The 26,442-nt window shown below is 62.5% G+C and carries 24 protein-coding genes; 21 read left to right on the forward strand and 3 right to left on the reverse strand.

Going from position 1 to position 26,442, the window contains the following annotated elements:
* Positions 1–68: 68 nt before the first annotated feature.
* Entirely contained in the window at positions 69–1,058 is a 990-nt protein-coding gene (locus AC1C2Q_RS11315; RefSeq protein WP_495450171.1) for an acyl-CoA dehydrogenase family protein, read from the reverse strand.
* Positions 1,055–2,284, reverse strand: a complete 1,230-nt coding sequence (locus tag AC1C2Q_RS11320) for an acyl-CoA dehydrogenase family protein (RefSeq protein ID WP_495450173.1) — start codon at positions 2,282–2,284, stop codon at positions 1,055–1,057. The genes AC1C2Q_RS11315 and AC1C2Q_RS11320 overlap by 4 nt, the downstream gene beginning before the upstream one ends.
* Positions 2,285–2,408: 124 nt before the next feature.
* Between AC1C2Q_RS11320 and AC1C2Q_RS11325 the strand changes: the two genes are divergently transcribed.
* The 11 genes from AC1C2Q_RS11325 to AC1C2Q_RS11375 all read left to right on the forward strand — a co-directional run bounded on the left by AC1C2Q_RS11325 (position 2,409) and on the right by AC1C2Q_RS11375 (position 13,284).
* Positions 2,409–3,851 (forward strand): aldehyde dehydrogenase family protein, encoded by a 1,443-nt coding sequence (locus AC1C2Q_RS11325; protein WP_495450174.1) that lies wholly within the window; start codon positions 2,409–2,411, stop codon positions 3,849–3,851.
* Positions 3,848–4,999, forward strand: a complete 1,152-nt coding sequence (locus AC1C2Q_RS11330; protein WP_495450176.1) for an acyl-CoA dehydrogenase family protein — start codon at positions 3,848–3,850, stop codon at positions 4,997–4,999. The genes AC1C2Q_RS11325 and AC1C2Q_RS11330 overlap by 4 nt, the downstream gene beginning before the upstream one ends.
* Complete coding sequence (locus AC1C2Q_RS11335; RefSeq protein ID WP_495450177.1) at positions 4,996–5,796, forward strand: amidohydrolase family protein; 801 nt, start codon at positions 4,996–4,998, stop codon at positions 5,794–5,796. Before AC1C2Q_RS11330 ends, AC1C2Q_RS11335 begins: the two co-directional genes overlap by 4 nt.
* A 54-nt stretch (positions 5,797–5,850) precedes the next feature.
* Complete coding sequence (locus AC1C2Q_RS11340) at positions 5,851–6,621, forward strand: crotonase/enoyl-CoA hydratase family protein (RefSeq protein WP_495450178.1); 771 nt, start codon at positions 5,851–5,853, stop codon at positions 6,619–6,621.
* A 41-nt stretch (positions 6,622–6,662) separates the two neighbouring features.
* Positions 6,663–7,406, forward strand: coding sequence for an SDR family NAD(P)-dependent oxidoreductase (locus tag AC1C2Q_RS11345; protein WP_495450179.1), 744 nt, complete (start codon positions 6,663–6,665; stop codon positions 7,404–7,406).
* A 91-nt stretch (positions 7,407–7,497) separates the two neighbouring features.
* Positions 7,498–8,631, forward strand: coding sequence for a thiolase family protein (locus AC1C2Q_RS11350; protein WP_495450180.1), 1,134 nt, complete (start codon positions 7,498–7,500; stop codon positions 8,629–8,631).
* A gap of 68 nt (positions 8,632–8,699) precedes the next feature.
* Complete coding sequence (locus tag AC1C2Q_RS11355) at positions 8,700–9,464, forward strand: SDR family NAD(P)-dependent oxidoreductase (RefSeq protein ID WP_495450181.1); 765 nt, start codon at positions 8,700–8,702, stop codon at positions 9,462–9,464.
* Between the two features lie 11 nt (positions 9,465–9,475).
* Positions 9,476–10,258, forward strand: a complete 783-nt coding sequence (locus tag AC1C2Q_RS11360) for an enoyl-CoA hydratase/isomerase family protein (RefSeq protein ID WP_495450183.1) — start codon at positions 9,476–9,478, stop codon at positions 10,256–10,258.
* A 15-nt stretch (positions 10,259–10,273) separates the two neighbouring features.
* The gene (locus AC1C2Q_RS11365) at positions 10,274–11,065 is read left to right on the forward strand and encodes an enoyl-CoA hydratase/isomerase family protein (RefSeq protein ID WP_495450184.1); all 792 of its coding nucleotides are present in this window, start codon (positions 10,274–10,276) and stop codon (positions 11,063–11,065) included.
* Between the two features lie 18 nt (positions 11,066–11,083).
* Entirely contained in the window at positions 11,084–12,238 is a 1,155-nt protein-coding gene (locus tag AC1C2Q_RS11370) for an acyl-CoA dehydrogenase family protein (RefSeq protein ID WP_495450186.1), read from the forward strand.
* Positions 12,235–13,284 (forward strand): acyl-CoA dehydrogenase family protein, encoded by a 1,050-nt coding sequence (locus AC1C2Q_RS11375; RefSeq protein ID WP_495450188.1) that lies wholly within the window; start codon positions 12,235–12,237, stop codon positions 13,282–13,284. Before AC1C2Q_RS11370 ends, AC1C2Q_RS11375 begins: the two co-directional genes overlap by 4 nt.
* A gap of 147 nt (positions 13,285–13,431) precedes the next feature.
* On the opposite strand, the gene AC1C2Q_RS11380 is transcribed toward AC1C2Q_RS11375, so the two are convergent.
* Complete coding sequence (locus tag AC1C2Q_RS11380) at positions 13,432–14,157, reverse strand: TSUP family transporter (RefSeq protein WP_495450190.1); 726 nt, start codon at positions 14,155–14,157, stop codon at positions 13,432–13,434.
* A gap of 219 nt (positions 14,158–14,376) precedes the next feature.
* On the opposite strand from AC1C2Q_RS11380, the gene AC1C2Q_RS11385 reads away from it, so the two are divergent.
* The 10 genes from AC1C2Q_RS11385 to AC1C2Q_RS11430 all read left to right on the forward strand — a co-directional run bounded on the left by AC1C2Q_RS11385 (position 14,377) and on the right by AC1C2Q_RS11430 (position 26,385).
* Entirely contained in the window at positions 14,377–14,931 is a 555-nt protein-coding gene (locus AC1C2Q_RS11385; RefSeq protein WP_495450191.1) for a nuclear transport factor 2 family protein, read from the forward strand.
* 149 nt (positions 14,932–15,080) lie between these two features.
* Positions 15,081–15,815 carry an NADPH-dependent F420 reductase gene (locus AC1C2Q_RS11390; protein ID WP_495450192.1) on the forward strand — a complete coding sequence of 245 codons (735 nt, stop codon included), beginning with the start codon at positions 15,081–15,083 and terminating at the stop codon, positions 15,813–15,815.
* 48 nt (positions 15,816–15,863) lie between these two features.
* Positions 15,864–16,973, forward strand: coding sequence for a Zn-dependent alcohol dehydrogenase (locus tag AC1C2Q_RS11395; RefSeq protein WP_495450193.1), 1,110 nt, complete (start codon positions 15,864–15,866; stop codon positions 16,971–16,973).
* A 235-nt stretch (positions 16,974–17,208) separates the two neighbouring features.
* Positions 17,209–18,081: an alpha/beta hydrolase family protein gene (locus tag AC1C2Q_RS11400; protein WP_495450194.1), complete on the forward strand. Its 873-nt coding sequence runs from the start codon at positions 17,209–17,211 to the stop codon at positions 18,079–18,081.
* A gap of 271 nt (positions 18,082–18,352) precedes the next feature.
* Positions 18,353–19,939 (forward strand): ABC transporter substrate-binding protein, encoded by a 1,587-nt coding sequence (locus tag AC1C2Q_RS11405; protein ID WP_495450195.1) that lies wholly within the window; start codon positions 18,353–18,355, stop codon positions 19,937–19,939.
* A gap of 167 nt (positions 19,940–20,106) precedes the next feature.
* Positions 20,107–20,607 carry a nuclear transport factor 2 family protein gene (locus tag AC1C2Q_RS11410; RefSeq protein WP_495450196.1) on the forward strand — a complete coding sequence of 167 codons (501 nt, stop codon included), beginning with the start codon at positions 20,107–20,109 and terminating at the stop codon, positions 20,605–20,607.
* A gap of 188 nt (positions 20,608–20,795) precedes the next feature.
* Positions 20,796–22,385, forward strand: a complete 1,590-nt coding sequence (locus AC1C2Q_RS11415; RefSeq protein WP_495450197.1) for a GMC family oxidoreductase — start codon at positions 20,796–20,798, stop codon at positions 22,383–22,385.
* 216 nt (positions 22,386–22,601) lie between these two features.
* A complete protein-coding gene (locus tag AC1C2Q_RS11420) occupies positions 22,602–23,798 on the forward strand; it encodes a serine hydrolase domain-containing protein (protein ID WP_495450198.1) in 1,197 nt (398 codons plus the stop codon).
* Positions 23,799–23,918: 120 nt separating this feature from the next.
* Entirely contained in the window at positions 23,919–25,154 is a 1,236-nt protein-coding gene (locus AC1C2Q_RS11425) for a CoA transferase (protein WP_495450199.1), read from the forward strand.
* Positions 25,155–25,191: 37 nt separating this feature from the next.
* Positions 25,192–26,385 (forward strand): acyl-CoA dehydrogenase family protein, encoded by a 1,194-nt coding sequence (locus tag AC1C2Q_RS11430; protein WP_495450200.1) that lies wholly within the window; start codon positions 25,192–25,194, stop codon positions 26,383–26,385.
* Positions 26,386–26,442 lie beyond the last annotated feature (57 nt).

Genomic DNA, 26,442 nt, shown 5'->3' on the forward strand with positions numbered 1-26,442 from the left:
CGTGAGTGATGGGATGATCCCGCCGAGTGCTTCGCACGGAGCGGGATCATCCCATCGGCGCAGACATCTCAGCTGCGCTGGGCGAGGCTCGCACGAGCGACGGTGATGAGGTGTTCACTTTCATCGCCGAGCAACAGTCGGTCCACTTTTGCACGGCGCCAGAAGAGATGCGCGTCGTGCTCCCAGGTGAAACCGATCCCGCCCAGCATATGGACCAAGGTCTCGCTTGCACGTTCGAATGCCTCGGCACAATACGCCTTCGCAGCCGACGCCGCGATGGCGAGTTGGGCGGGGTCATGGTCGGCTGCCCACGCTGCCCACCAGACCAGCGAACGCAGATGATCAACGGCTACCCAGTCATCGACGATCCGGTGCTTGACGGACTGGTATGCCCCGATCTTGCGTCCGAAGGTCTCACGCGTCTTCGCGTGTTCGACGGCGAGTTCGACCACGCGAGAGGCCGCGCCTAGACCCTCGGCGGCGATGATCGTGCACGCGACCATGCGCGCGCGTTCCCACGTGGCGCGGGCGTCGGAGGCGACGACCTCATCTCGCACGAAACGGACGACTCCCAGCCCGCGTGTCGCATCGATCGGCTCTCCACTGGAGACGGTGCCTGTTCCGAGGATGATGTCGTCTCCGTCGAGCACGAGGAACCGGTCGGCGCTCGTCGCGTCGATCGTCGGAGTGCGGGAGTTCGGGCCTCCATCGATGACGGCGGCCTTCAGCCCCCCGGATGCTACCTGCTGAAGCAGGTCGGGTCGAGCCTCAAGGAGAACCGCCACCCGGGCGGCAGTGGACAGAGACGGGCCGGCCAGTCGATAGCCCGCTTGCTCGGCCACGAGCGCCAGGTTCAGGAGTCCGACTCCGACGCCGCCTGCGGCTTCGGGGATGGTCAGGGAGGAGAAGCCATACTCTGCGAGCGAATCGCGGCCGGGCGCGAGGACGTCTCTTCCGTCGAGGAGTGCTCGCGCAGCCGCAGCTCCCGCCTGCTGCGCGAAGAATTCACGAGCGTGCTGGGCAAACTCGCGTTGCTCGTCATCGATGTCGAAGTTCATGGCTGGTTGCCGCCTTCCGGTGTCGCTGCTGCGCGTGGTTGCCGTGGTGTGTCCGGGTCGAGGCCGAGAACGCGCTCTGCGATGACGTTGCGCAGAATCTCATCCGTACCGCCCGCAATGGCGATGCCCGGCACGGATGCCTGTGAGGTGGCCCAGCGCCAGTCGTCTTCCTGTGACCTTGCGAACACGGCATCGTCGCCCAGCAGGCGCAATCCGAGATCAGCTGTCGCGTATGCGACGCGGACAGCAGTCAGCTTGCCGGCGCTGGCTTCGGGTCCGGGACGTCCGCCCTTCTCGATGCTGGTCTGCAGTCGATATCCGGTGTATCGGGCAGCGAGGGACTCGACGAGTACTCGCCCGAGGCTCTCCTCGATGCCGGCTCGCCGCTCAGCGGGCACGCCGGGGAGTCGAGCTGCGGCGTGGTCGAGAAGCGCATCGCTTCGGATGCCGATCTCGCCACCGCCGCCACCCACTGCCATCCGTTCGTTCATGAGAGTGGTCAGCGCAACCTTCCAGCCTTCGCCGACCTCGCCGAGACGCTCCGAGTCGTCGATGAGGACATCGTCGAAGAAGACCTCGTTGAAGCTCGAGTGGCCGTTCATCTGCTGGAGCGGCCGCACTTTCACGCCAGGGGAAGCCATGTCCACCACGAACATTGTCAGTCCGCGGTGCTTCGGTGCTGCGGGGTCGGTGCGGGCGAGCAGAATGCCGTACCTCGCGTGCTGGGCGAGCGTAGTCCAGACCTTCTGTCCGTTGACACGCCAGCTGTCGCCGTCCCGCACGGCGGTCGTGCGCAGCGCGGCCAAGTCGCTTCCGCTGCCGGGCTCACTAAAAAGCTGGCACCAGATGTCGTCTGCGCGGAGGAGCCGTCGGATGTAGCGCTGTCGTTGCTCTTCGCTGCCATGTGCAAGCACTGTTGGCCCGCACATTCCGAGGCCGACGTGGCCGATCGGGCCAGCTACCCGTGCCCGGTGAAGTTCCTCGTTCACGATCGCCTGCTGGGCATTGCTTCCGTCCCCGCCGCCGTACGCCGCGGGCCAGGTGAGACCGATGTAGCCCGCATCGAAGAGCAGGGCCTGGGTCTTTCGGAGAGAGTCAGTTCGGTCGCCGCCGGGCTCTTCGAGATACGCGCCGTCGCCGTGATCGAGTTGCTCGGCATGTTCGGCAAGGAACGCACGCACCTCTGTGCGCAGCTGTGACTGCTCAGGGTTGTCGTCGAAATCCATGTCTATCTCTCTTCGTGAGGCGGCTTCAAAAGGAGCCACGGCGCATCGGCAGAAGCCGTGCGCACAAAGTTATCAAAAATATTGTTGGTTGACCAGTAATAGTCTCTTGAGGCATGCTGTCCTCATGCACAAGACCAAAGAATCCGCCGAGGAAGGTGCTCGAGTGAAGCGCTACGAGAACTGGATTGGCGGGCGCGCGACGCCGCCCGTCATTGACGCGCGCCGTTTTTCCAGGTCGCCCTGGAACAACGCGGTGATCGCTGACATTGCTGACAGCACCCCTGAAGACGTTCATCAGGCGGTGATGGCGGCGTCGGAAGCTCTGCGCGGTTGGCGTGAGATGAAGTCAGGTGCCCGCGGAAAGATTCTTTCCCGCATCGCGGACGGTATACGCGCCGAGAAGGAACTCCTGGCGGAGCTTGAAGGCGCCGAGGCGGGTAAGCCGGCCTCACAGGCGCTTCGCGAGGTTGAGGGCGCTGCGCAGTACTTCGACTTTTACGCCGGACTCTCCCAGATGCCCAGCGGTGACGTTATCGATATCGGTGCGGGCCTCCACGGGTATACGCGGTACGAGCCATTCGGTGTGGTGGGTGTCATTACGCCATGGAATGCACCGCTCAATCAGGCTGCGCGGGCGGTGGCCCCGGCGATCCTCGCCGGCAATACCGTCGTGATCAAGCCAGCGGAAGTGACTTCGGCAACGACGCTTGAGCTTGCGCGCATTGCAACCGACGCAGGCCTGCCCGACGGTGTGCTTAACGTGGTGACGGGCAATCGGATCGGCGTCGGCGCACCGCTCGTCGAACATCCGGGGATTCGCAAGCTCGCGTTCACCGGATCAGTGCGCGGAGGGCAGGAGATCGGCAAGGTTGCTGCCGAGCGGATCCTTCCGCTCACGCTCGAACTGGGCGGCAAGTCGGCGAACATCGTGTTCGCGGATGCCGATCTGGATGCAGCTGCGGCAGGTGCCATCCGCGCTTTCACCGGAAATGCTGGTCAGATCTGCAGTTCGGGCACGCGCCTGCTGGTGCAGGAGGAAGTTCGGGATGCCTTCACCGCGAAGTTGCTCGAACGCCTCGCTGACGTGGAACCCGGTGTCGCCTACGGCCACATCACTACCGAAAGTCAGTTCGAGCAGGTGCAGGCGTACTTCGATATCGCTCGGCAAGACGGCGCCACTCTGGTTGCAGGAGGCCGAGCCACCGGCGACGGATGGCTGGTTGAGCCGACTGTCTACACCGACGTGACGAACGACATGCGGATAGCCCGCGAGGAGGTCTTCGGCCCGGTACTCGCAATGATTTCCTTCACGGAGGAGGACGAGGCGATCGCGATCGCGAACGACTCCGACTTTGGGCTTGCGGCGGGAATTTGGACGAGGGACGTCGGACGCGCACATCGGCTGGCGGGTTCACTCGAAGCCGGTCAGGTGTACATCAATAACTGGCTCTCTGGGCTGGTAGAAGGCCCGTTCGGTGGGATGAAGAACAGTGGCTACGGCCGTGAGAAGGGGATGGAGTCATTGCGCCAATACACGCAGGCCAAGTTTGTGGTGGTCACGCTGTGAGCGGTTTCCTGAACCTTGAGGAGCGCTACGTCCGCTTGCGAGAGCAAGCGAAAGAGCTCGCTGCCGCTGTTGCTCCTATCGCTGGCCGAGCAGACGAAAGCGATTCGATCGACGATGAAACGCGGGCGCTGCTGAGGGAAAGTGGCCTTACGACCATCCAAGTACCGAGCGAGTACGGTGGCATGTTCGCTGCGCCCGATTCGCTCGGCGTCACGATCGTGCGAGAGCAACTCGCCGGTTCATCCAGCCACCTCGACTCGATGTTCGCAATGCAGGGGATCGGTAGCTACGCAATCTCGGTCGGCGGGTCCGATGAGATCAAGCGCGAGTGGTTGCCTCGGGTCGCGACGCTCGACGCCATCTCTGCGCTGGCGCTGACGGAGCCCGAAGTGGGATCAGATCTCAAAGCGCTGAGCACAACCGTCGTCGCCGATGGGGACGAGCTGGTCATCACCGGACATAAGAGCTTCATCACCAATGCGGGCGACGCCGACTACTACTGTGTGCTGGGCAAGGAGGTTGTCGACGGCGTCGAAGCGTTTTCGCTCGTCTTCGTCCCCGCTGACAGGCCAGGGGTCCGCGCGAGCAGACCGCACCAGATCATCGCGCCGCACGTGCTCGGAGATGTCGAGTTCGACGGAGTGCGAGTTCCTGCCTCTTACAGGCTCGGTGGGCCGGGCAAGGGGTTCTCGCTGGTGCTTGCCACGCTCTCGACGTTCCGTGTGACAGTCGCGGGTGCCGCCATCGGCACTGCTCAGGCCGCGCTCGACGATGCGCTGGAGCTCACGACGACGCGCCAGCAGTTCGGTGGACCCGTGGCTCGGCTCGGCTCGGTCTCGCAGATGCTGGCGATGTCTTGGGCAGAGCTAGAAATGGCGCGGTCATTCACCTATCAGGTTGCGCGGGCGGCAGCGTCCGATCCTCGCGGCAGTCTGCACCTCTCCTCGATGGCGAAGATCACAGCAACGGAGATCGCTGGCCGTGTTGTAGACCGCGCAGTGCAATCCATGGGCCGCTTTGGGCTCGTGCGCGGATCACGAATCGAGCGACTGTATCGCGAAGTACGACCCATGCGGATCTATGAGGGTGCCACTGAAGTGCTGCTTGATGGCCTCTCGAAGCAGCTGATCAAGAAGTACACCTCATGATTATCGACGCCCACTGCCATGTATGGCCGGACCAGATCGCTGCAAAGGTCCTCGCTGATCGGCCCGTCGGACTCGACGCGCAGCATGATGGAACGCTCGACGGTCTCCTTCGCACTATGGATGCGGCAGGCATCGACATGGCCATGACGCTGGCTGTCGCCAATATCGCTCGTACGGTCGAGCGGACGAATGAGTTCATCGGCACAGTTGACCGATCGCGATTCGTCCCCTTCGGAACCGTTCATCCAGAGCTCACGGTTGATGAGAATATCCGCGCGCTCAAGGACAATGGGGTAGTGGGCGTAAAACTGCATCCATTGTTTCAGGAAGTCGATTTCGCGGCTTCCAAGACGCGCGAGATTCTTGTCGCGCTCGCTGAGAACGACGTGCCGGTGATCTCGCATGTTGGTTCAGGGGGGGACGACGACGGGAACCGCAGAGGAGCTCCGAAGTACTTGCCCGCGTTCGTCGCAGAGATCCCCGGACTGCGCTTCATTGCGGCGCACTTTGGAGGCTACGAGGTCCTCGATGAGGCCGAGGAGTGGGCGGTGGGACTGGACAACATCATGCTCGAGACGTCCTGGCCACCCACGATGGGCAATTTGTCGAAGGCGCGGGTCGTGGACATTATCAGCCAGCATGGCGCTGACCGGGTAGTTTTCGGCTCTGACTGGCCGATGACTGACCCCGCCACTGAAATCGCCGCGATCCGTGCTCTCGGCCTGAGCTCTGCGGATGAGGACGCTGTCCTCGGGGGGAACCTCGCGCGTTTCCTCCGCCTCGACGGCCATGCGTAGGCCAGCTGACTCGCAGCGATCGATCGCGCGACAGACCCAACTAGGAGTTTTCACATGACGAACAACCAGCCACTGATCGTGACAGATAGCGGAGGGGTACGCACGTTTACCCTCAACCGACCCGATCAGCGCAACGCGGTCAACCTCGAGCTCGCGACAATGATGGACGAGGCGATCAGCGAATTCGACGAGCGAGCAGACCTCACGGTGGGCATACTCGCGGCCAATGGGCCGACGTTTTGTGCGGGGATGGATCTGAAGGCGTTCCTGAAGGGGGAGAGGCCACTCACCCCCGGGCGGGGTTTCGCGGGCATCGCCCAGAAGCCTCCCCGCAAACCGATGATCGCGGCCGTGCAGGGTCCGGCGGTGGCGGGTGGGTTTGAGCTGGTGCTGAGTTGCGACATGGTGGTGGCGAGCGAAAATGTGTTCTTCGCACTTCCCGAGGTTAAGCGCGGCCTTGTCGCGACCGGAGGTGGCCTGTTGCGCCTGCCCGGCCGAATCCCTTACCACCTGGCGATGGAGATCGCTCTCACTGGGAACTCGATCTCCGCAGCTGACGCGCAGCGTTTGGGGCTTGTCAACCGTCTGGTGGCGGAGGGCGCTGTTGCTGACACTGCAACAGATCTTGCCCGCCAGATCGCCGAAAACGGACCGCTCGCCGTCGCGGCTACGAAACGAATCCTTCAGGAGAGCCCTGGATGGGCACCGGACGAGGCATTCGACCGGCAGTTCGAAATCAGCGCACCCGTGCGCACATCGGCGGATGCTGCCGAAGGTGCACGTGCTTTCACTGAAAAGCGTCTACCAGTCTGGACTGGCGCCTGAGCGCGTCTAGAAAGAAAGTGGGATAGAAGATGGATTTGTCGATGACTGGTCACGGAGTGATCGTCACGGGCGCCAGTAGGGGGCTCGGTCGTGCTGCGGCTCGGCATCTTGCTGCCGAGGGTGCCAATGTTCTCGCTGTGGCACGCACCGAGAGCAGCCTCGAGTCGCTTGCAGCGGAGGATTTCGCGGGCACGATTCACCCCCAGGTTTGCGACATGAGAGATCGTGAACAGGTCGCCGCTCTGGTGGACGTCGCCGTCGAGCGGTTCGGTCGCCTGGATGCCGTGGTGAACAATGCAGGCATCGCGCCGGCTGTCGACTTCCTCGAGATGGATATGGCACTGTGGGACGAGATCATGGATGTCAACGTGGCCTCTATCGCGGTCCTGTCGCAGGCTGCCGGTAAGAGGTTTATCGCTCAAGGGCATGGTGGGCGCATCGTGAACATCGCGTCGATCTCCGGAATTCTCGGCAAGGCATCCCTCGTCGGGTATTCAGCCTCGAAGGGGGCAGTGCTTCAGCTGACGAAGGCTCTCGCCTCGGAGTGGGCCCGTCACGACATCCAGGTCAACGCGATCGCTCCAGGGGCGTTCGCGACGGAGGCGCAGGCGAATGTGACCGGGAACCCTGAGGTGCTTGCGCGGCGAGTGCGCAAGGTTCCAGCACGCCGGATGGCTGACCCCGCTGAGATCGGTCCGCTGATCAGCTTCCTGTCGTCGCCGGTTTCGAAGTTCGTTACCGGGGCGGTCTACGTCATCGATGGCGGCGAAACCGCCCGTATTTGACAGGCAGCGAACAAGAAATTCGCAGCCACTTGATATTTGCTAGCCAACAAGCAATGATTATGAAAACTACTGTGAGAATTGAGGAGCACTGATGAGAGACGCCGTCATCGTAGAGGCCGTACGCACGCCAATCGGCAAGCGGGGAGGCGCGCTCGCGGATGTGCACCCTGCGGACCTCGCCGCCGCATCGCTGATAGCCCTGATTGAACGCACCGGCTTTGACCCGGCCCGTATCGATGACGTGATCTGGGGCTGCGTCAGCCAGGTGTCCGAACAGGCCAGCAATATCGCCCGTAACGCGGTGCTCGCTGCGGGTTGGCCCGAGAGCGTACCGGGCACTTCCGTCAACCGTGCGTGCGGCTCCAGCCAGCAGGCGGCAAGCTTCGCTGCGGCCGGCGTGATCGCCGGACACTACGACTTTGCAGTCGCCGGCGGTGTCGAGTCGATGTCACGAGTTCCCATGGGCAGCGCGGCTCAGGGCGCGAAGTCAGTGCCCGATCACGTTCTCGAACGCTATGGGGTCGACGGGTTCAATCAGGGCATCGGTGCTGAGATGATCGCTCAGCGTTGGGGCCTCTCGCGCACGCAGCTCGATGAGTATGCGTTGCGTTCACACGCGCTGACCGCCGCAGCTGTGGATGCAGGAGCGTTCGACGCGCAGCTCGTTCCGGTTGCCGGACTGCAGGCGGATGAGGGACTCCGGCGCGGCGGGAGCCTCGAGAAGCTGGCGACCCTCGCGACCCCGTTCAAGGAGGACGGTGTCGTCTCCGCGGGCAACGCATCGCAGATCTCCGACGGTGCAGGCGCGCTCTTGATCACCACTTCGGAGCTGGCCAAGACAAACGGCCTTACGCCTATCGCCCGTATCCACACCTCGGCGGTCGTCGGAGATGATCCGGTGATCATGCTGACGGGGCCGATCGCCGCGACTGCGAAGGCGCTGAAGATGTCCGGCCTTTCGCTCGGCGACATCGGCGCATTCGAGGTCAATGAGGCTTTCGCATCGGTCCCTCTCGCGTGGCTTCAGGAGACCGGCGCGGACCTGGATCGGGTCAACCCCGTCGGTGGCGCGATCGCCGTCGGCCACCCCCTCGGGGGATCCGGTGCGATCCTCGCCACCCGACTGCTCCACCACATGCGCGACAACGGGATCCGCTACGGACTTCAGACAATGTGCGAGGCCGGCGGCCTCGCGAACGCGACCATCTACGAGCTGCTTTCCTAAGAGGCTCCTCGTTCAACAAAAGCCAGGTCGGATCGATGTTGCCGTCGATCCTCGGACTCAGGAGAAATATGAACATCAACGATTCCGTCATCGCTGTCACCGGCGGTGCGTCGGGGCTGGGATTCGCCACAGCCAGCCGTCTCGCAGCGCATGGCGCAAAGGTGGCACTCGTCGATCTCCCGTCGGCGAACGGTGAAGCCGCTGCGGCCGAGATCGGCCCCAACGCGCTCTTTACCCCGGCTGACGTCACCGACGAGGTGGCGTTCGCAGCTGCGCTCGACGCTGCGGAAACCATGGGACCGCTCCGCGGCGTGGTGCACTGCGCCGGTGCCGGTAGGACGACCCGCCTTCTCGACAAGGAAGGCAACCCAGGTTCACAGGCTGATTTCGAATGGGTTATCCGCCTCAACCTGGTCGGGTCGTTTAACGCCCTGCGCCTCGGCGCTGAGCGGATGGCGAAGCACGACGACATCGAGGGTGAGCGGGGCGCGATCATCATGACGGCTTCGGTTGCCGCATTCGAAGGTCAGATTGGCCAGATTCCCTATGCCGCTTCAAAAGCGGGCATCGTCGGGATGACGATTGTCGCGGCGCGGGATCTCGCGAGCAAGGGCATTCGCGTCAACACGATCGCGCCGGGAATCATGGACACGCCGCTGCTCGCCCGCGTGAGCGAGAAAATCCGCGAGAGCCTTGGAGCCGCTGTGCCGAACCCGCGGCGACTCGGGCGCCCGGAAGAGTATGCGCAACTTGCGCAGAGCATTCTGGAGAATGCCTACCTCAACGGTGAGACCATCCGTCTCGACGGCGCAATCCGCATGGCGCCCCGGTAGAAGGGCTGATCGTGGCCGACCTCGAGTACAGCGTCGCCGATGGAGTGGGCACAATCCTACTCAACCGCCCACAGGCGAAGAATGCTTTTACCTTTGAGATGATCGAGCAGTGGGCGAGCGCTCTGCGGGAAGCGCAGCGCGACCCCGATGTGCGCGTGGTCGTGCTCACTGGCGCAGGAGACGCCTTCTGCGCCGGAATCGATATGTCTGTCCTTGAATCAGTCGGCGACCAGCCGATTGATCTCAAGCACATGCTCACCAAGGGCGTGCACAGCGTCGCTTTGGCGGTCGAGGATCTCGATAAGCCCTTGATTGCAGCGGTCAACGGCGTCGCTGTGGGAGCTGGCATGGACATGGCGCTGATGTGCGACATTCGGCTCATGTCGAACACTGCACGTATGTCGGAGGCGTACGTCAAGGTCGGCCTGGTCCCGGGTGACGGTGGTTGTTACTACTTGCCTCGGATCGTCGGGATGTCGAAGGCTCTTGAGCTGCTGTGGACGGGTGAGTTCATCGATGCGCAGGAATGTGAGCGGATCGGGTTAGTCACGCGCGTGTTCGATGCGGACGGCTTTGCGGATTCCTGCGCTGAGTTTGTCGCCCGTATCGCTGCGCAACCGGCGCTGAACGTGCAGATGATCAAGCGTGCGACGTATCAGTCATCGCGCACCGACTTGCGGACAGCTCTCGACCTGATTTCGTCACACCTGGCCGTGGTGCACGGCACCGCGGACTCACACGAAGCCCGTGCCGCGATGCGCGAGCGCCGAGCGCCGCAATTCGACGGCCACTGATCAGAGGTTATGGTGATGGAAACACAGGAGACGGTTCTCTACGCAGTCGAAGACGGTGTAGCCCGAATTACGCTCAACCGCCCTGAGCGTAAGAACGCGGTGGATGATGCGACGTGGCGGGTGCTGTTGGGCATCCTTGCGGACGTGCGGGTGCACCCCGATATACGCGTAGTCGTCCTCACCGGCGCGGGAGGAGACTTCTGTAGCGGGGCGGATGTGGCCAAGAGTGCGCACGATGAACATCCGATCCCGCGTCTTCGCCGGATCGGCGACGTCGCTCAAGGGATCTTCGAGCTCCCGATGCCGGTGATCGCGCGCGTGGACGGAATCGCGGCGGGCGCAGGATTCAATATGGCGCTGGCGTGCGACTTCGTTATCGCCTCGGATCGAGCCCGATTCAGTGAGATATTCTCCAAGCGCGGTCTGTCGATCGATTTCGGTGGCTCCTGGCTTCTTCCGCGCATCGTCGGTCTTCAGCAGGCGAAGCGGTTGGCGCTTCTCGCCGAGATGATCGCGGCTCCCGAGGCGCTCCGTTTGGGCCTGCTCACCGAGATGGTGCCCGAAGCTGACCTCGACCGCGTCGTCGAGGACTACGTCGCACGACTCACAGCCTTGCCGCCGATCGCTCTCATGCAAACAAAGCGACTCCTGAACGAGGGCGTAGATGCGAGTCTTCGTGACGCAATCGCCAATGAGAGCGCGGCGCAGGCCGTCAATTTCGCGACGGAAGACGCTCCGGCGGCCTTCCGCGCTTTTCTCGACAAAGCAGAGCCCCCGAAGTACTCGGGTCGCTGGGCAGTTCGCTGAGCAGTCAAGGGGTTTCAAATGGACGCGTTTACGCTCGCACCGGTGGTCTTTTCCGATGCGCTGAAAGTGCTCCGCCGGGATGTGCGCGCATTCTTGCGCGATGAGGTGGAATCGGGCTCTATTGTGCCCAAGAGTGACCAATGGCTCTCAGGGTGGGACCCAGACTTCAGTCGTCGCCTCGCGGCGCGCGGCTGGGTGGGCATGGCCCTTCCCGAAGAGTATGGAGGTTCGTCCTCGGGGCCACTCGCGCGATTCGTCGTGATCGAGGAACTTCTCGCCGCGGGCGCGCCAGTCGCCGCCCACTGGATTGCAGACCGTCAGTCGGGCCCATCGATCCTCAAATTCGGCACGGATGAGCAGAAGCAGACGTATCTTCCGCGTATCGCAAAGGGCGAGTGCTTCTTCGGGATCGGTATGAGCGAGCCGGACACCGGGTCCGATCTGGCTTCGGTTCGAACCCGAGCGACGAAGGTCGAAGGCGGCTGGCTTCTCAACGGGACAAAGATCTGGACGAGCGGTGCGCATCGTGCCCATGCGTTGATCGCGCTCGTGAGAACGGAGCCGCTCGGAGATCGCCGCCACGCAGGGCTCTCGCAGATGATCATCGACCTCCCGAACCCAGACGTCGAGATCCGTCCGATTCGTCTCCTGACCGGTGAACACGACTTCAACGAAGTCGTGTTCACCGACGCCTTCATTCCGGATGCGCGCGTCCTCGGTGAGCCCGGCGCAGGGTGGAACCAGGTCACCAGCGAGCTGGCGATGGAACGCAGCGGCCCGGAGCGCATCCTCTCCACCTTTCCGCTGCTCGTTGTCGCGCTGAAAGCGCTCGAGAGCGCGGGAACAGCTGTGGACAGGGTGGGACTCGGAACCCTGATCGCCCGCCTCTGGTCCTTGAGGCAGCTGTCCGTTGCCGTCGCGGGCCGCCTCGAAGCGGGTGAAGAGCCCGCTGTGGCCGCAGCGCTGGTCAAGGACCTGGGAACGAGGTTCGAGTCGGTGCTGGTCGACGGCGTACGTGCTCTGGTGGATATCGAGCCTGACCTTGGATCCAGCGACGATCTTCCGCGCATGCTGGCATACGCGGTGCTCCATAGCCCGGGATTCACTCTGCGCGGCGGAACAAACCAGATTCTGCAAGGAATTGTGGCCAAGGCACTAGGAGGCCGCGCATGAACGAGATCACCGAAGCGCTGATCGAGGCGGTCACTGACGCCTGTGAGCGGCACCCTTCTTTTACGGAGGCCGGTGGCGAGGTCACGTGGAATGCGGACCTCTGGGGCGCCCTTGAACAGATCGGTGTGACGCTGCTCTCGGTACCTGAGCATGCGGGAGGTGCCGGTGGAGACCTCGGAATGGCCGTCTCGGTGCTGGGCGTTCTCGGGGAGCACTCAGCCGCAGTACCGTTCGCGGAAACGGCTCTTTTAGGAGGGTGGCTGCTCGCTGAGTGCGGGGCGCCAATTCCTGAGGGGGTAATCGCCGCCGCGGTGGGCGATGGCGATGTGACACTCGTCGAGGGGTCGGGCGGAGCGTGGGTCGTCGATGGTGCGTTGGGGCGAGTGCCTTGGGCGCGCTACGCGCGCCATCTCGTGGTCTTGGTCGGTCGGCGCGTCTTGTTGCTCGGCATCGACCAAGTGCGGGTGGTCCCCGGCTCGAATATCGCGGGTGAGCCTCGGGACCGAGTGGTGCTCGAGCAGGTCGAGGTCTCGGAGGTCTATGAGCTCGGAGCGGAGTCGATAGTCACGCCACAGGCATTTGCCGTTCGCGGAGCTCTCGCACGTACGGCTTCCATCGCGGGCGCCGCGCGCCGTGCTCTCAATCTCAGCGTGCGCTATTCTGACGAACGCCATCAATTCGGGCGTCCTCTGAAGGCCTTCCAAGCAGTGCAGCAGCTCCTGGCATCCCTTGCCGGTGAAGTTCTCCTCTGCGGCGTCGCGGCAGAGTCAGCCGCACAAGCACTTGACGCTGATGCCGCCGCGCTGCTTCCCATCGCCGCAGCCAAGGCTTCCGCATCGGTCTCGGCGAATGATGTCGCCCGTGCTGCCCACCAGGTGCATGGTGCCATCGGGGTCACGGATGAGCATCAATTGCGTCTGAGCACTACCCGGCTGTGGGCCTGGCGAGACGAATTCGGTTCGGCGCAGACGTGGGCTGCCCACCTCGGAGACCTAGGTATTGCTGCGGGCTCGGATGCGCTTTGGGCGGCTCTCGTGGATGCCTGATGCCGCGAGCCCTGCGATCTCGAGCGGCGCCGTCGGCGCGGTGGGTGAAGGGTGCTTTTTCATCTATGTCGCGAATCGGATATCCGTGTTGCTGGCGAGCAGAGTGTGACTCGGCATCCTGATATCGACTTGTGGGCGCCCGCGCGATCACATGATTTCGAGCACGCCGCGGATGACCACAGCCACTGCGCCGAGCAGCGCCACGGCAAAGCAGAACAGGCGCCCGGCGCGGACGCTGACGCGACGGGCGAGGACCTTGCCACCCATGATGCCGACGACAAGACCAGTGAGACATGCTGCCCACTCGAGAAGCGAGATGGTCGGAGCGACGCGGCGGGCCAGAAGAGACGTCACTCCCAGAACCACTATGTAGAACTGCGCGCTGGCGGCAAATCGGCGCTGATCCCAACGCGAAGCGACCGCGTAGGCCACGAGTGCCGGGCCGCCGACGCCTGCCACTACATTCATGAATCCTGACGTCGCACCCGCAGCGATCTTCATCCAAACCGTATCGATTTGGGGGAGTCGTCGGGCCGCGAAGCTCAGAGAGAGCGCGACGATGATGAGCAGGCCCGCGCCGATTCCTAGCACTGGCTTGGGCAGCGAGGTGGCAAGCGTCGCTCCCGCGATTGCCGCGACCAACGCGGCGGCCAGAATGGGAAGTACTTTGCGGTACTCGACTTCTCTGACGTGAAACACGAAGAAGATGAGTGCCGTTGCCGCACCGAGGATGTTCGTCATCACGATGGCCTGCAGGGGGCCGAGGGCGAGCATGAGGAGCGGAGCCGCCACGAGAGCGAATCCGATCCCGGTGATGCGCTGCGTGAGCGCTCCAAGGAAAACGGCGGAACCCAGAATGACCGTTGTATCCATCACCGTGCTCCGCGAGGGACTATCGAAGAATTCTCGCATGGAGGGACTTCGACGTGGCGTAACGAGTCCATGCTGACGGAAGCCCCCAGAGACATAATTTGATTGTCGAATAGCTAATAATAAGGCAAGGTATAAGTCAGTTGTCCGCCGTCTACTGGCGGTGACGCCGCTCATGGCTGACGCGGCAGATATTTCGCTGCGATCGAAGGGAAATGAACTGTGAGCACATCGGACGAGACGCGCGCACTTCCACACCAGCAGTTGTGGGACCTGCTCGCGAAGCAGGCGCTGTACGACAACATGGTTCGCTACTGCCGGGGAATTGATCGTCGCGAGATCGAACTCATGAAGTCGACCTTCTGGCCGGAATCGACCGACGACCAGGGGATGTTCGTTGGCCGTTCGCACGACTTCTGTGAGCTCATGTGTGCGACGGGGTCCGAATTGCCATTCCGGTCCGGTCACTATGTGACGAACATGGTCATCGATCTCGACGGGGATCGTGCGAGACGCGAGACCGCGTTCGCGTTTCTGAAGATGCCGAGGGATGGCTCGCCCACAGACATGCTCTGGGGTCGCTACCGAGATCTGTGTGAGCGGCGCGATGGAGAGTGGAAGGTTCTCGCCCGCACCTGCATCTGGGACTCGGCGGTCCGGCTCGGCTCCCAGAATGATCTTGCCGAGCTATTCGGCATTCCGGCTTCCTCGAATTTTGGAGGACTGTTTCCCGACGACCCGAGCTATGCCGACGATTGGCAGACGAGCCAGTCGTAGGGCGTCCTGGGCGGCAGTCGATTGGCGGAAACTATATTTTGTTTGTTGACAAACCCGTGACTTTCGACAAGATAGATGGATCGGCGTCGTGCCGGCAGGGAAGCCCGCCATAGCCCGGGTTGCCTACATCACAGAATCTGGAGTGGGACATGAAGGTCGGGATCCTTGGAGCGGGACGCATTGGCGGAACAATTGCAGCGCGACTGGCGAGCGCCGGGCACGATGTGTGGCTCGCGAACTCACGGGGGCCGGAGACCCTGCGGGAGGCGGCGGCCGCGGCCGGCGCCACAGCAGCGACTCGTCGCGAGGCGGTCGCTGGTGCAGATGTGGTCATCACATCTGTGCCCTTTCCTCAGTTGCCGTCACTCCGTGCGGACGTCGAGCGAGCGCCCGCATCTGCGGTCTTCATCGACACATCCAATTATTTCCCGTTCAAGGACGGGGCGATCGAGGGGATGGGGCAGGGGCAGGTAGAAACGCGGTGGGTGTCGGAGCAACTCGATCGTCCGGTCATCAAGGCGTGGAACGCCATTCTCGCCGGCAGCTTCGCGACCAAAGCCCTCCCGCAAGGGAGCTCCGGCCGAATCGCTCTGCCGGTCGCGGGCGACGATGCCAGCGGGAAAGCGCTGGCAATGGAATTCGTCAACCTCACGGGGTTCGACGCTTTCGATGCGGGGTCCATCTCGGAGTCCTGGCGACAGCAGCCGGGTAGCCCCGCTTACACCACGGAACTCGACCTTTCCGACCTCCGTGCGGCCCTGGCGCGTGCGGACCAGTCGACTCTTGCTACCAAGCGCAATCTCATGGTCGCTCGAATGAAAGACGTCGGTGCGGACATCACCAACGAGGATCTCCTTCGGGTTTCGCGCGAGACATACCTCTGATCGCGTTCGCCGAACCCCGAGATAACCGTCCCAACAAGTGAGGAAATCATGAAAGCAGCAGTTGTCAGAGAAGGCAGCACGAAGTTCGAGATCGCCGAGATCGAGATCGCCGAACCCATGGCCCACGAGGTTTTGGTCGACGTACGTGCCTCGGGGCTGTGTCACAGCGACATCCAAGGAGCGCAGCGCGGCGACGGGCCGCGGCCCATGGTCTTCGGTCATGAGATCGCGGGCGTGGTGGCTGCTGTCGGCAACTCCGTCACGCGGGTGACTGTAGGGGATCACGTCGTTGCCGCGGCGCTCCAGCCCTGCGGACGGTGCGCGGCGTGCGTGCGAGGAGCAATCTGGGCCTGCAGTGTTCCCGGCGCGCTCGACCGGGAGCAGTCCGACATGCCACGACTGCACGACGAGCAGGGGGCGATCGCGCAGCTCCAGGGATTGGGCGGATTTGCCGAGCAGGCCCTCATTCATGAGAACCAGCTCGTCGCGATCGATCCCGCGATGCCGTTCGAGCAAGCATCTCTCATCGGGTGTGCGGTGGCGACCGGCGGCGGGAACGTCTTCAACGTCGCGAAGGTGCAGCCGGGCCAGTCGGTTGTGATCTTCGGTTGCGGCGGAGTTGGATTGAATGCCATCCAAGCGGCTCGTCTCGCGGGGGCTGGCCGAATCATCGGAGTGGACGTCCAGTCGGCGAAGCTTGAGCTCGCCCTGACGTTCGGTGCCACCGATGTGATCGACTCGCGTCACACGGATCCGGTGGCGGCCATCTCGGAGCTCACGGATTCTGACGGGGTGGACCATGCCTTCGTCATGGTAAACGTGCCCTCGGTGGCGGAGGCCGCGCTGAAGGTCCTCGGGCACGACGGAACTGTATACGTTGTCGGCGGGATGCCTTCCGGCACCGAGCTGCCGCTGCTTCTTTCGCCAGCAGACAGCAAGATGCTGTCGTTCCAGCAGGGGATCAGGGGAACCTGGCTGGGTTCGTCCAACTTCTACGACGACATACCCATGTACGTCGACCTGTATCTGCAGGGACGCTTGAACTTGGATGACCTCGTGTCGCGCAGGATCTCGCTGGAGGAGATCAACGACGCCTACGAAGAACTCGAAGGCGGCGCCATCGCGCGTAGCGTGATCACGTTTCCTGTGAAGGCGTAAGACGGTTCCGTGCTCTCGGGCGATGGCGCCCTCGCAAGAATATAGATGGTTGACAAATTATTGCCAGCTGACCATGATTGAAATCACCACCTGAACCGAAGAACCATTAGGTAACACGCGGATGGGTGGCCGCATGTATACATCCGCTGCCCGGGCGAGCGGACCATTGAGGGTCCGAACTGGCATCGCTGCCAGTGAGCTCGTCTGTCCGGGCGTGTCCTCGAGGAGAGTCAAGTTGATTGATTTGAAGTTGCTGAGTGACCCCATAACCGCCGACCCGGCCATCTACGACCCCGAGTTCCCGATCTCAGGTGCAATCACGCACTTCCTGAGCGCGGGTGAGGTGGTGCACGCCACCCTCCACTGCGCACAGGGCCCGGAGATCAAGCCCACGGTGATCCTTCCGCCGACGGCATACGGCTGGCACGGGATGGGCAGCCTGATCACGCCGCTGACCTACGCCGGCGTCAACGTGTTCGAATTCCACCCGCGTGGAATGTGGGATGGGAAGTCGGCGTACTCGGTGCAGAGCGCGACAGATGATGTGCTCGCTGCGGTCGAGTTCCTGCGGACCTCTGACGAGGTGGGCAAGAAGACAGGCTTGGGCCAGTCGTACCGCGTCGACCCGCGACGCATCGGGGTGATTGGTCTCAGCGGTGGCGGGGCGACCTCCGGCTTCATCGCCGCCGCGGAGTCGGAGGACGTCACCTTCTCTATCTCGATGGCCCCCGCCAACTATGAGCTCCATCGCGACCTCTCCATCCTTGACATGGGCAAAGCCACCTTTGATTTCGTCAAGGCTGAGAGCGCCGGCCGGATCGACGTCGAGACTCGGGCACGAAACATGTCCGAGGCGGACATGAACCGACTCTCGATCATCGCGAACGCCGACAAACTCATCGACAAGAAGCTTCTTCTGGTTGGCGCAGTAAAGGACAAGGCGACGCCGTACGAGCACTGTCATGTGCCGATCGCCGCGGCGCTGCGTGCCGCGGACGCGCGTCACTTCACGGAAGCGACCTTCGACACCGATCACAGCTTCAGCAATGTTCGTATCGCGTTGGCGCGCCTCATCATCGAGTGGATGCGCAGCGAAGCGATTCTCTGACGGGAGCGGACAGCTTCCTCGCTGTGATCCGCGGCGAGGAAGCTGTCGACCTGGCGGCCAGGGGCGCCGCGCGAATCGCCCCTTCCGTGCAGGTGGGCGTGCAATGGACCGTTGCGAAGACGCGATGGCCAGGTGACGACGGAGTTATCGCTGAGGTTCACTCCGAAGGTGCGCTGTGGCAATCAGAGTTGGCTGACAGTGTTTTCTGCCTGACATGTTGCCGTTGACTGACGCCACCCTTTGGGGTGGACGACTGAGAGTAGGGGACAAAATGAAGATCACACGCCCGAGCTACGTGGTGGGACTGGTGGTGGCTGCGTCGTTCTTGGCAGGTTGTGCAGGTGGCAGCGACGGAGCCGTCTCGTCGAACTCGCCCACGGGAGCAGGCACGATCGTCAAGGGCGGTGACGCCGTCGTCGCAATGTCGGGGGATATCGATGTTATCGATCCCGCGCTGACCGCGTGGCAGCCTACGCGGCAGGTGATGAACGCAATATGTGAAGGGCTATACGACGTCAATGCTGAGGGTGACGTTGTCCCTCAGTTGGCAACGGCGATGCCTGAGATCTCAGCCGATGGTTTGACCCTCTCGATCCCGCTGCGCGAAGGCGTGGTTTTCAACGACGAGACACCATTTAACGCAGATGCTGTGAAGTACAATCTGGATCGCGCGCGAGCCCACGAGGATTCGCTGAGAACTGTCGCTAAGCAGGTGATCAACTCAGTCGACGCTGTGGACGAGCACACCGTATTGATCCGTCTGAACTATGCGTACTCACCGATCGTCGTGGAGCTCGCCGACTTCCTTGGCATGATCGCATCTCCGACCCAGCTGGAAGCGGGGGATGACGTCTTTGCCGCGGCGCCTGTGTGCGTTGGCCCCTTCGCGTTCTCTGAGCGTGCGCCAGGTGACAAGGTCGTCGTCACGAAGTCGAAGGTTTACTACGACAATGCCCTGGTAAACCTAGACTCGGTCACGTTCAAGTCGATCACAGACGCGAACGTGCGCGCGACGAACGTTGAGTCCGGGGACTTGGATGTTGCGCTCATTTCTGAGACTGCGTACAAGCGACTGAAGGATTCGCCGGCTGTCGACACGGTTCTCATGACCGGTCTTGGCTTCGACGGTGTTTCGTTCAACCTCGGGAACGTGGCCGGAGTTGGTGCGCCGGTAGGCGATGCCGACAACATCATGACTAAGCATCCTGAACTCCGTGAAGCATTCGCATTGGCGATTGACCGCGACGCGCTCGCTGCTGCTGTCTCTGCTGGACTTGCATCCGCCACGTGTTCGCCGATTCCGAGTAGTAGTCCATTCGCCGTCGATGTACCGTGCGAGTCGAGGGATATCGAGAAGGCCAAACGTCTAGTCGCACAGTCGGGGGTCGAAACTCCCATCAGACTCAGGTTCGATGTTCCCAGCTGGGAGTCTGTCTCCAGGGGCGCGGAGGTAATCCAAGACATGGTCAGAGAAGCGGGCTTCGAGCTTGAACTTGTCCAGGGAGAGGGCCTCGCTGTGCTGAACGACGCCCGGGCTGGCGACTTTGAACTTACGATCCTCCCCTGGTTGGGAGGATTCGACCCGGCGGCGAACGTCATGTTCAACACGGGGCACCAGGCGAACTACGCCGGGTACAGCAACCCCGAAACTGATGCTCTACTTGACGCCGCGGAGGCCACGTTCGACATCAATGAGCGTCGGGACCTCTACGAGGACGCAATCGCAATTTTCAACCGTGATCATGCGTACATCTACTATGCCGAGCGGGCCGCCCCATACGCTATGGCGAACGGTTTCACGGCTCCTTTGCGTGGCGACCTGATCGTGCAGGTCAAGATGGCGGGGTTCACGCAATAGCTATTCGAAGCACATCTCCCTTTTATGGCCAGGCGTGGTAGCGAGGCAAGCGGCGGGGACCCGTCCCAGGTTCAGTATTCAAGTCCAAGAGGGCTGTCCTCACAGTTGCCAAGTACTGACGCGAAAGGATAATCCATTTGTCATCGTCACTAAGATCGCCGGTAGATGTGCTCCTCGGAGAACTTCTCGACAAGCAGGCGCTGACCGAGAACATGACGCTGTATTGTCGCGGTCAAGACCGCAAAGATCTCGAGTTGATGAAATCGGCGTTCTGGCCCGATGCTACAGATGACCATGGCGCGTTTAGCGGGCTCGCGCATGACTTCTGCGAGTGGGCATATACCAACCAGAAGACGACCAAACACCGCTCGCATCACTACATAACGAATACGTTCATCGAGTTGGATGGAGATCTCGCAAAGCGCGAATCGGCGTTCATATACGTGATGGTGATGCCTGACGGTCTCACCAACGTGCAGGGTGGTCGCTACCGCGATCTGTGTGAGCGGCGAGACCGTGTTTGGAAGGTGATTCGCCGGGTAGTGATCAGTGATCATGGTGCGCAGTTCGCCGCGTCGAGTGATGCCCGGTTCATTTATGGCAGTCCGAAGTCCGCCCGACTTGGTGGTATCTACCCGGACGACCCCATCTACGATCCAGAGTGGTGATGCGAGTCGGAACCTGCAAGGCCGAGGAAAATATGGTTGTCAACCAACCACGTTTATGAGTAAGGTAATCCTTCGTATACCACCGATCGACGAGAACGGTGTTGCCAAGCAAGCGGTCGCCTTGCGTGAAGGCGTCTAGACGTCGCTACGAGTGTCGAGCCAAACTGACTGTGCAAGGGGCAGGATCAATGACATCTTCGTCAGAAGAAAAGTGGGACTTCATCGTCGTCGGGGCAGGCTCGGCGGGGGCTGCCTTCGCAGCTCGTCGCGCGGACAGAGGAGACCGTGTCCTCCTTCTCGAAGTCGGACCGGACTATCGATCGACGGACATGCATGAGGCATGGCGATCTCCCAACACTCTCCAGGCGCTGCGGCGTCCGGACGTTGCAGCGGAGCTCATGCACAAGGATCTCGACGCTCGTCGTACCGCTGTGCAGGAACCTCGGCTGTACGCGCGAGGCAGTGGGCTTGGCGGCAGCTCGTCGGTCAACGGCCAGATTGCGATACGCCCTCCGTTGGAGGACTTCGATGACTGGGCGGCGAAGGGCTGCGTCGGGTGGACATCGACCGATGTGTTGCCTTACTTCAACCGGCTGGAAGCTGACGCACAGTACGGCGACGCCGACTATCACGGCGACGAAGGACCCATACCCGTGTATCGAATGCCCCGGGTCGAGTGGGGGCTGGTCGACGATGCCCTCGCCGAGGCGGCTCTCGCGATGGGTTTTGAGTGGAGCGACGACGTCAATGCTCCCGGCGCCAGCGGCGTTTCGCCCTATCCGATCAATTCAAGGAATGCTCGACGCGTCACTACCAACGATGCATATCTTGAGCCGCGACGCGCCGACACGAATCTCGTGATCCGGGGCGGGGCCCTGGTGGATCGTGTCCTGTTCGAAGGCACCCGCGCGTATGGGGTCAGCGTGGTCACGGAGGACGGCGAGGGTCGTTATGAAGAATATGCCGATCAGGTGGTGCTCTCGGCCGGTGCTATCCATTCGCCGACTATCCTCGTCCGCTCTGGCATCGGACCTGCAGAAACTCTGGACGCCCTTGGCATCGAGCACATTTCGGTGCTCCCCGTCGGCGAAGGACTGCAGGATCACCCGCTCATCAGCGCCGGCTTCCGCCATGCTGACCTCCCAGGGCGTCCTGGACCGCACGACCGCTTCACAAACTGTGTCGTGCGGTACGGCAGCGGCGATCCCGAGGGGAAGCCTCTCGACCTCATCCTTGTGGCTATGAACAACACCGTGCTGGCGATGGACGACTCCAATCTCGACGCCGGGGTCGGCGGCATCGGCGTGTGGTTGAACTCGCCTTACTCTCGAGGGCGCGTTGAGGTGGTCTCTGCCGATCCCCGGGTGCAGCCTGTTATCCACGAGAACATGCTGGACGATGTCCGTGATCGTAGACGTCTCCGCCACGGAGTGCGCCAACTCGTGAACCTCATACAGCACCCGTCCGTGCAGCGCATTTCGCTCAGCCCCATCCAGGAGGAGAATGCCCCACTCTTCGCTGCTGCTGCCGCTGGCGACAGGGAGCTCGACGAGTACATCCTCACCAACGCCGCTGATACCCAGCACGCGACAAGCACGTGCCGTATGGGTGCCGACGACGATCCTCACGGGGTCGTGGACGCCGCGTGCCGCGTGCGCGGGGTGACAGGATTACGGGTCGTCGACGCCTCCATCTTCCCCGATTGTCCGCGTTCCAACACTCATCTCGCAACGGTGATGGTCGGCGAACTCATGGCCGACCGTGTCGACCAAGACTGACAACTCGGGCCCGAAGAGATCGCTGCGGCTCAGTCCACGGCGCCGGGCCCGAGATTCGCGTCACCTTTCTTACGTGATGAACGAGATGCGCCAGCCGCCCAAGAGAGAAGGGCGGGGTGTCGCAATGGATGAACGTCCTGCAGCGCTGCTGGATGCTCTCTACAAGTCCATCACCGCATCACACGATGTCTCAATGCTGAGCTAAGGAGAAAAATAGTGGTCACTTCCAATGAGCGCACGATCAACGTGGACGGCGTTGTCGCTGAAGGATTCGAGCGGGTCCGCACAATCTTCGAAGAGAACTTTTCCGAGCGGGGTGACATGGGGGCGAGTTTCGCAGCCCGCGTCAACGGTGAACCGGTAGTCGATCTCTGGGGAGGGACGGCCGACCCCGCGACCGGTCGACGGTGGGAGCGGGATTCCGTCACGATCATCAACTCGGGCACCAAAGGGATGGCATCGATGTGCCTCCTCGCTCTGTACGATCGCGGACTCTTCGAACTCGACATGCCTGTGGCGCAGATTTGGCCGGGGTTCGGAGAAGGATACGACGAGGTGGTGACTATCCGTCACGTCCTCACCCACAGCTCCGGGATCATCGGCCTGCGCGATGGAGCGACCGCTGCGGAGAAGCTCGACCTCGACGGGATGATCGACCGCGTGGCTCATGAGAGGCCTTTCTGGGAGCCGGGGACAGTGGTGTGCTACCACGCGATGACGATCGGCTGGCTTGCCGGCGGAATTGTGAAGCATCTCGATGGGCGCGACATCGGCACCTTCTTCCGGGAAGAGTTTGCAAATCCGCTAGGCCTGGACGCGTGGATGGGCTTTCCGTCCGATCAGATGCATCGCTTCGCTCCTTTGGGGCTCGCCCCCGACTGGCCGACCGCTGGCCTGTACACTGCCGAGGACAGCGACGCCCCCGAGATCGTGCGGGCGCTCTTCCTGCAGAAGAAGGGCACGGATTCCGCGTCGGTCGGGCCGGAGCGCAACGATCCCTCATCGCTGGCAGCAGTGCTTCCTGCGGGTGGCGGAGTGACCGAGGCGCGCGCGATGGCTAAGATGTACGATCTGCTATCGCTGGGCGGTACAGTCGACGGCAGGCGGTACTTTTCAGAGCAGACGGCGGCCGCGGCAGTGACGAACTCGGTGCCCGGAATCGACTGGATGAGCAAGAAACCGCGTCGGTGGTCCTTCAGCCTCATGCTCGACTACACTCGCCCGTCGCACGATCACAGTGTCATCGATGCCGGCCATCCGGGTGCCGGCGGCTCGCTGCACGGGTCGTGGCCGGAGCTTGGCGTGTCGTTCTCGTACGTGATGAACGAGATGCGTCCCACCGATGTCGATCGTCGAGGTCAGCTCTTGCTCGACGCATTGCACGACGCGGTGACGACGCGTGTTGACGCGTGACTGCGCGACGGTACGGCGATGACTTCACGCCCTCGCGTCGTCAGCCTCACAAGGGTCACCCCTGCGCGTCGGGTCCAACGCTGATCGCACGCAGGGCACGTGAACGAGGGTGGGGCGTAAATGATCGGTGACGCACGGGGCCCGCTCGAGGGCCTTCAGATCCTGGAGATCTCCGCCTTCGTTGCGGCGCCTCTCGCCGGAATGACGCTCGGGCAGTTGGGAGCGGGGGTAGTCCGCATCGATCCGCTCGGGGGCGCCGCAGATCGCGGGAGGTGGCCGGTAACCGAGTCCGGCACAAGCCTGTACTGGGCTGGGCTGAACAAGGGCAAGCAATCCATCAGTCTTGATCTGCGTCAGGCTGCCGGACAGGCGCTTGTTCACCGCTTGGTGGCCGCGCTTCCGCGGGGCCGTGGAGTCGTGGTTACGAATATCGGGTCCCAGCCGTGGTTGTCGTTTGAAACGTTGAATGCGCTGTGTCCCGACCTCGTGTACGTGTCGGTGGAAGGGAAGAGCGACGGTTCGGCGGCGGTGGACTACACAGTCAATGCGTCAATGGGATTTCCGCTGGTAACCGGGTCAAGTGCCCTGGCTGAGCCGGTCAACCATGTCCTCCCAGCGTGGGATGTCGCATGCGGGCTGTACGCGGCCCTGGGCGTGAGCGCTGCCGCGCGGCAACGGGAGCTCACCGGTGAAGGGGCGCAACTCCGCGTGTCATTGGAGGACGTGGCCCTCGCGACTGCCGCGAACCTCGGGTTCCTCGCAGAATCGCAATTGAACTCGGAGCCGCGACACAGGATCGGAAATCACCTCTACGGTGGATTCGCTCGGGACTTCCGCTGCTTCGATGATGAACGCGTGATGGTCGTCGCGCTCACCAAGCGACACTGGCGCGACTTGGTCTCGCTGACCGGACGGGAAGAAGCAACGAGGGCTCTCGAGATCGCGCTGGACGTCGACTTCGAGATCGAGAGCGATCGATATAAGTATCGCGAGGCACTGGCTGCTCTCTTCGAGCCATGGTTCGCTGCGCACACACGCCCGGACGTGGAGGCATTCATCGCCGGAACATCATTGCTTGCAGCGCCATATCGAACGTTTTCGGAAGTCGTGAACCATCTCGAAAACGCCGACGCGATCTCGCCGATTGTGGGTCGGCTAGATCAGCCGGGCGTGGGTGACCACCTCACGGCCGGTTTGCCGTTGCGCGGACCTGTGCCGTCTCCGCTCGAGCCTGCACCGCTCCTCGGAGCGGACACCGCAGCCATTCTGCGCGATCGGCTGGGCATCAAAGATGCGGAGCTGGCACGCCTGACCAACGCCGGGGTCATCGCTGACGAGACGGTGACACCCCGTTAAACCGTTACGAAATCCAATCAAGACAAGAGGAGTGTCAATGGATCGCCTGACCGCCACCGACGATCTCACTGATGAACAGCGCGAGATTGTCGCCGCCGTGAGGCAATTCGTCGAGAGGGAGATCATCCCCGTGGCGACCCGACTCGAGCACAGCGACGAGTACCCCACCGACATCATCGAGGGGCTCAATGAGCTCGGCATCTTCGGACTGACGATTGCCCCGGAGTACGGAGGACTCGGCGAGTCGCTCCTCACCTACGCTCTGGTCGTCGAGGAGATCGCCCGCGGCTGGATGAGCGTGTCCGGTGTCATCAACACGCACTTCATCGTCGCTCACATGCTGCAGTCGCATGGAACCGAGGAACAGAAGGCCCGGTACTTGCCTCGCATGGCCTTAGGCGAGGTACGCGGCGCGTTCTCGATGTCTGAACCGGAACTCGGTTCGGATGTCGCAGCGGTCAAGACAAAGGCGATCCGGCTGGACGATGGGTCGTATGAGATCACAGGGCACAAAATGTGGCTCACCAACGGCGCCACTTCGAGTCTCGTCGCTGTGTTGGCCAAGACCGACGAGGGCGAGGACTCGGTTTACCGGAACATGACCGCGTTCCTCGTGGAGAAGGACCCCGGCTTCGGTGAGATGGCGCAGGGGGTAACGGTTCCTGGGAAGATCGACAAGATGGGCTACAAAGGAATCGAGACCACCGAGCTCCTCCTCGACCGCCACCGCATCGCGGCAGACCGTATCCTCGGCGGCGTGCCGGGCGAGGGCTTCTACCAGATGATGGATGGTGTCGAAGTGGGACGGGTCAACGTCGGTGCACGGGCGGTGGGCATCGCACACCGCGCCTTCCAATTGGCGATCGCCTACGCGCAGCAGCGCGAGACGTTTGGCAAGCCGATCGCTGAGCATCAGGCGGTTCTCTTCCGACTCGCCGAGATGGCGACGAAGGTCGAGACCGCGCACGCGATGGTCGTTCGCGCCGCTCGCAAGAAGGATGACGGGGAGCGAAACGATGTGGCCGCCGGAATGGCGAAGCTCGTCGCGTCGGAGTACTGCAAAGAGGTCGTCGAGGATGCCTTCCGAATCCATGGCGGATACGGGTATGCGAAGGAGTATGAGATCGAACGCCTCTATCGAGAGGCCGCCTTCATGCTGATCGGCGAGGGCACGTCCGACATTCAGAAGATGATCATCGGCCGGCGCCTGCTGAAGTCCTACCGGATCTGAGGACGGACCATCTCCGGGCGATGTCGGCAGGCGAAGACTGCAGAAAGAAGGGCGAGG

The organism is Microbacterium sp. Y356 (genome assembly GCF_059445355.1).

Coding starts and splice junctions, on each gene's coding strand:
- AC1C2Q_RS11415 (WP_495450197.1), top strand. CDS start 20,796: ATGACATCTTCGTCAGAAGAAAAGTGGGACTTCATCGTCGTCGGGGCA.
- AC1C2Q_RS11315 (WP_495450171.1), bottom strand. CDS start 1,058: ATGAACTTCGACATCGATGACGAGCAACGCGAGTTTGCCCAGCACGCT.
- AC1C2Q_RS11405 (WP_495450195.1), top strand. CDS start 18,353: ATGAAGATCACACGCCCGAGCTACGTGGTGGGACTGGTGGTGGCTGCG.
- AC1C2Q_RS11335 (WP_495450177.1), top strand. CDS start 4,996: ATGATTATCGACGCCCACTGCCATGTATGGCCGGACCAGATCGCTGCA.
- AC1C2Q_RS11345 (WP_495450179.1), top strand. CDS start 6,663: ATGACTGGTCACGGAGTGATCGTCACGGGCGCCAGTAGGGGGCTCGGT.
- AC1C2Q_RS11430 (WP_495450200.1), top strand. CDS start 25,192: ATGGATCGCCTGACCGCCACCGACGATCTCACTGATGAACAGCGCGAG.
- AC1C2Q_RS11380 (WP_495450190.1), bottom strand. CDS start 14,157: ATGGATACAACGGTCATTCTGGGTTCCGCCGTTTTCCTTGGAGCGCTC.
- AC1C2Q_RS11320 (WP_495450173.1), bottom strand. CDS start 2,284: ATGGATTTCGACGACAACCCTGAGCAGTCACAGCTGCGCACAGAGGTG.
- AC1C2Q_RS11395 (WP_495450193.1), top strand. CDS start 15,864: ATGAAAGCAGCAGTTGTCAGAGAAGGCAGCACGAAGTTCGAGATCGCC.
- AC1C2Q_RS11425 (WP_495450199.1), top strand. CDS start 23,919: ATGATCGGTGACGCACGGGGCCCGCTCGAGGGCCTTCAGATCCTGGAG.
- AC1C2Q_RS11350 (WP_495450180.1), top strand. CDS start 7,498: ATGAGAGACGCCGTCATCGTAGAGGCCGTACGCACGCCAATCGGCAAG.
- AC1C2Q_RS11365 (WP_495450184.1), top strand. CDS start 10,274: ATGGAAACACAGGAGACGGTTCTCTACGCAGTCGAAGACGGTGTAGCC.
- AC1C2Q_RS11390 (WP_495450192.1), top strand. CDS start 15,081: ATGAAGGTCGGGATCCTTGGAGCGGGACGCATTGGCGGAACAATTGCA.
- AC1C2Q_RS11375 (WP_495450188.1), top strand. CDS start 12,235: ATGAACGAGATCACCGAAGCGCTGATCGAGGCGGTCACTGACGCCTGT.
- AC1C2Q_RS11370 (WP_495450186.1), top strand. CDS start 11,084: ATGGACGCGTTTACGCTCGCACCGGTGGTCTTTTCCGATGCGCTGAAA.
- AC1C2Q_RS11355 (WP_495450181.1), top strand. CDS start 8,700: ATGAACATCAACGATTCCGTCATCGCTGTCACCGGCGGTGCGTCGGGG.
- AC1C2Q_RS11325 (WP_495450174.1), top strand. CDS start 2,409: ATGCACAAGACCAAAGAATCCGCCGAGGAAGGTGCTCGAGTGAAGCGC.
- AC1C2Q_RS11340 (WP_495450178.1), top strand. CDS start 5,851: ATGACGAACAACCAGCCACTGATCGTGACAGATAGCGGAGGGGTACGC.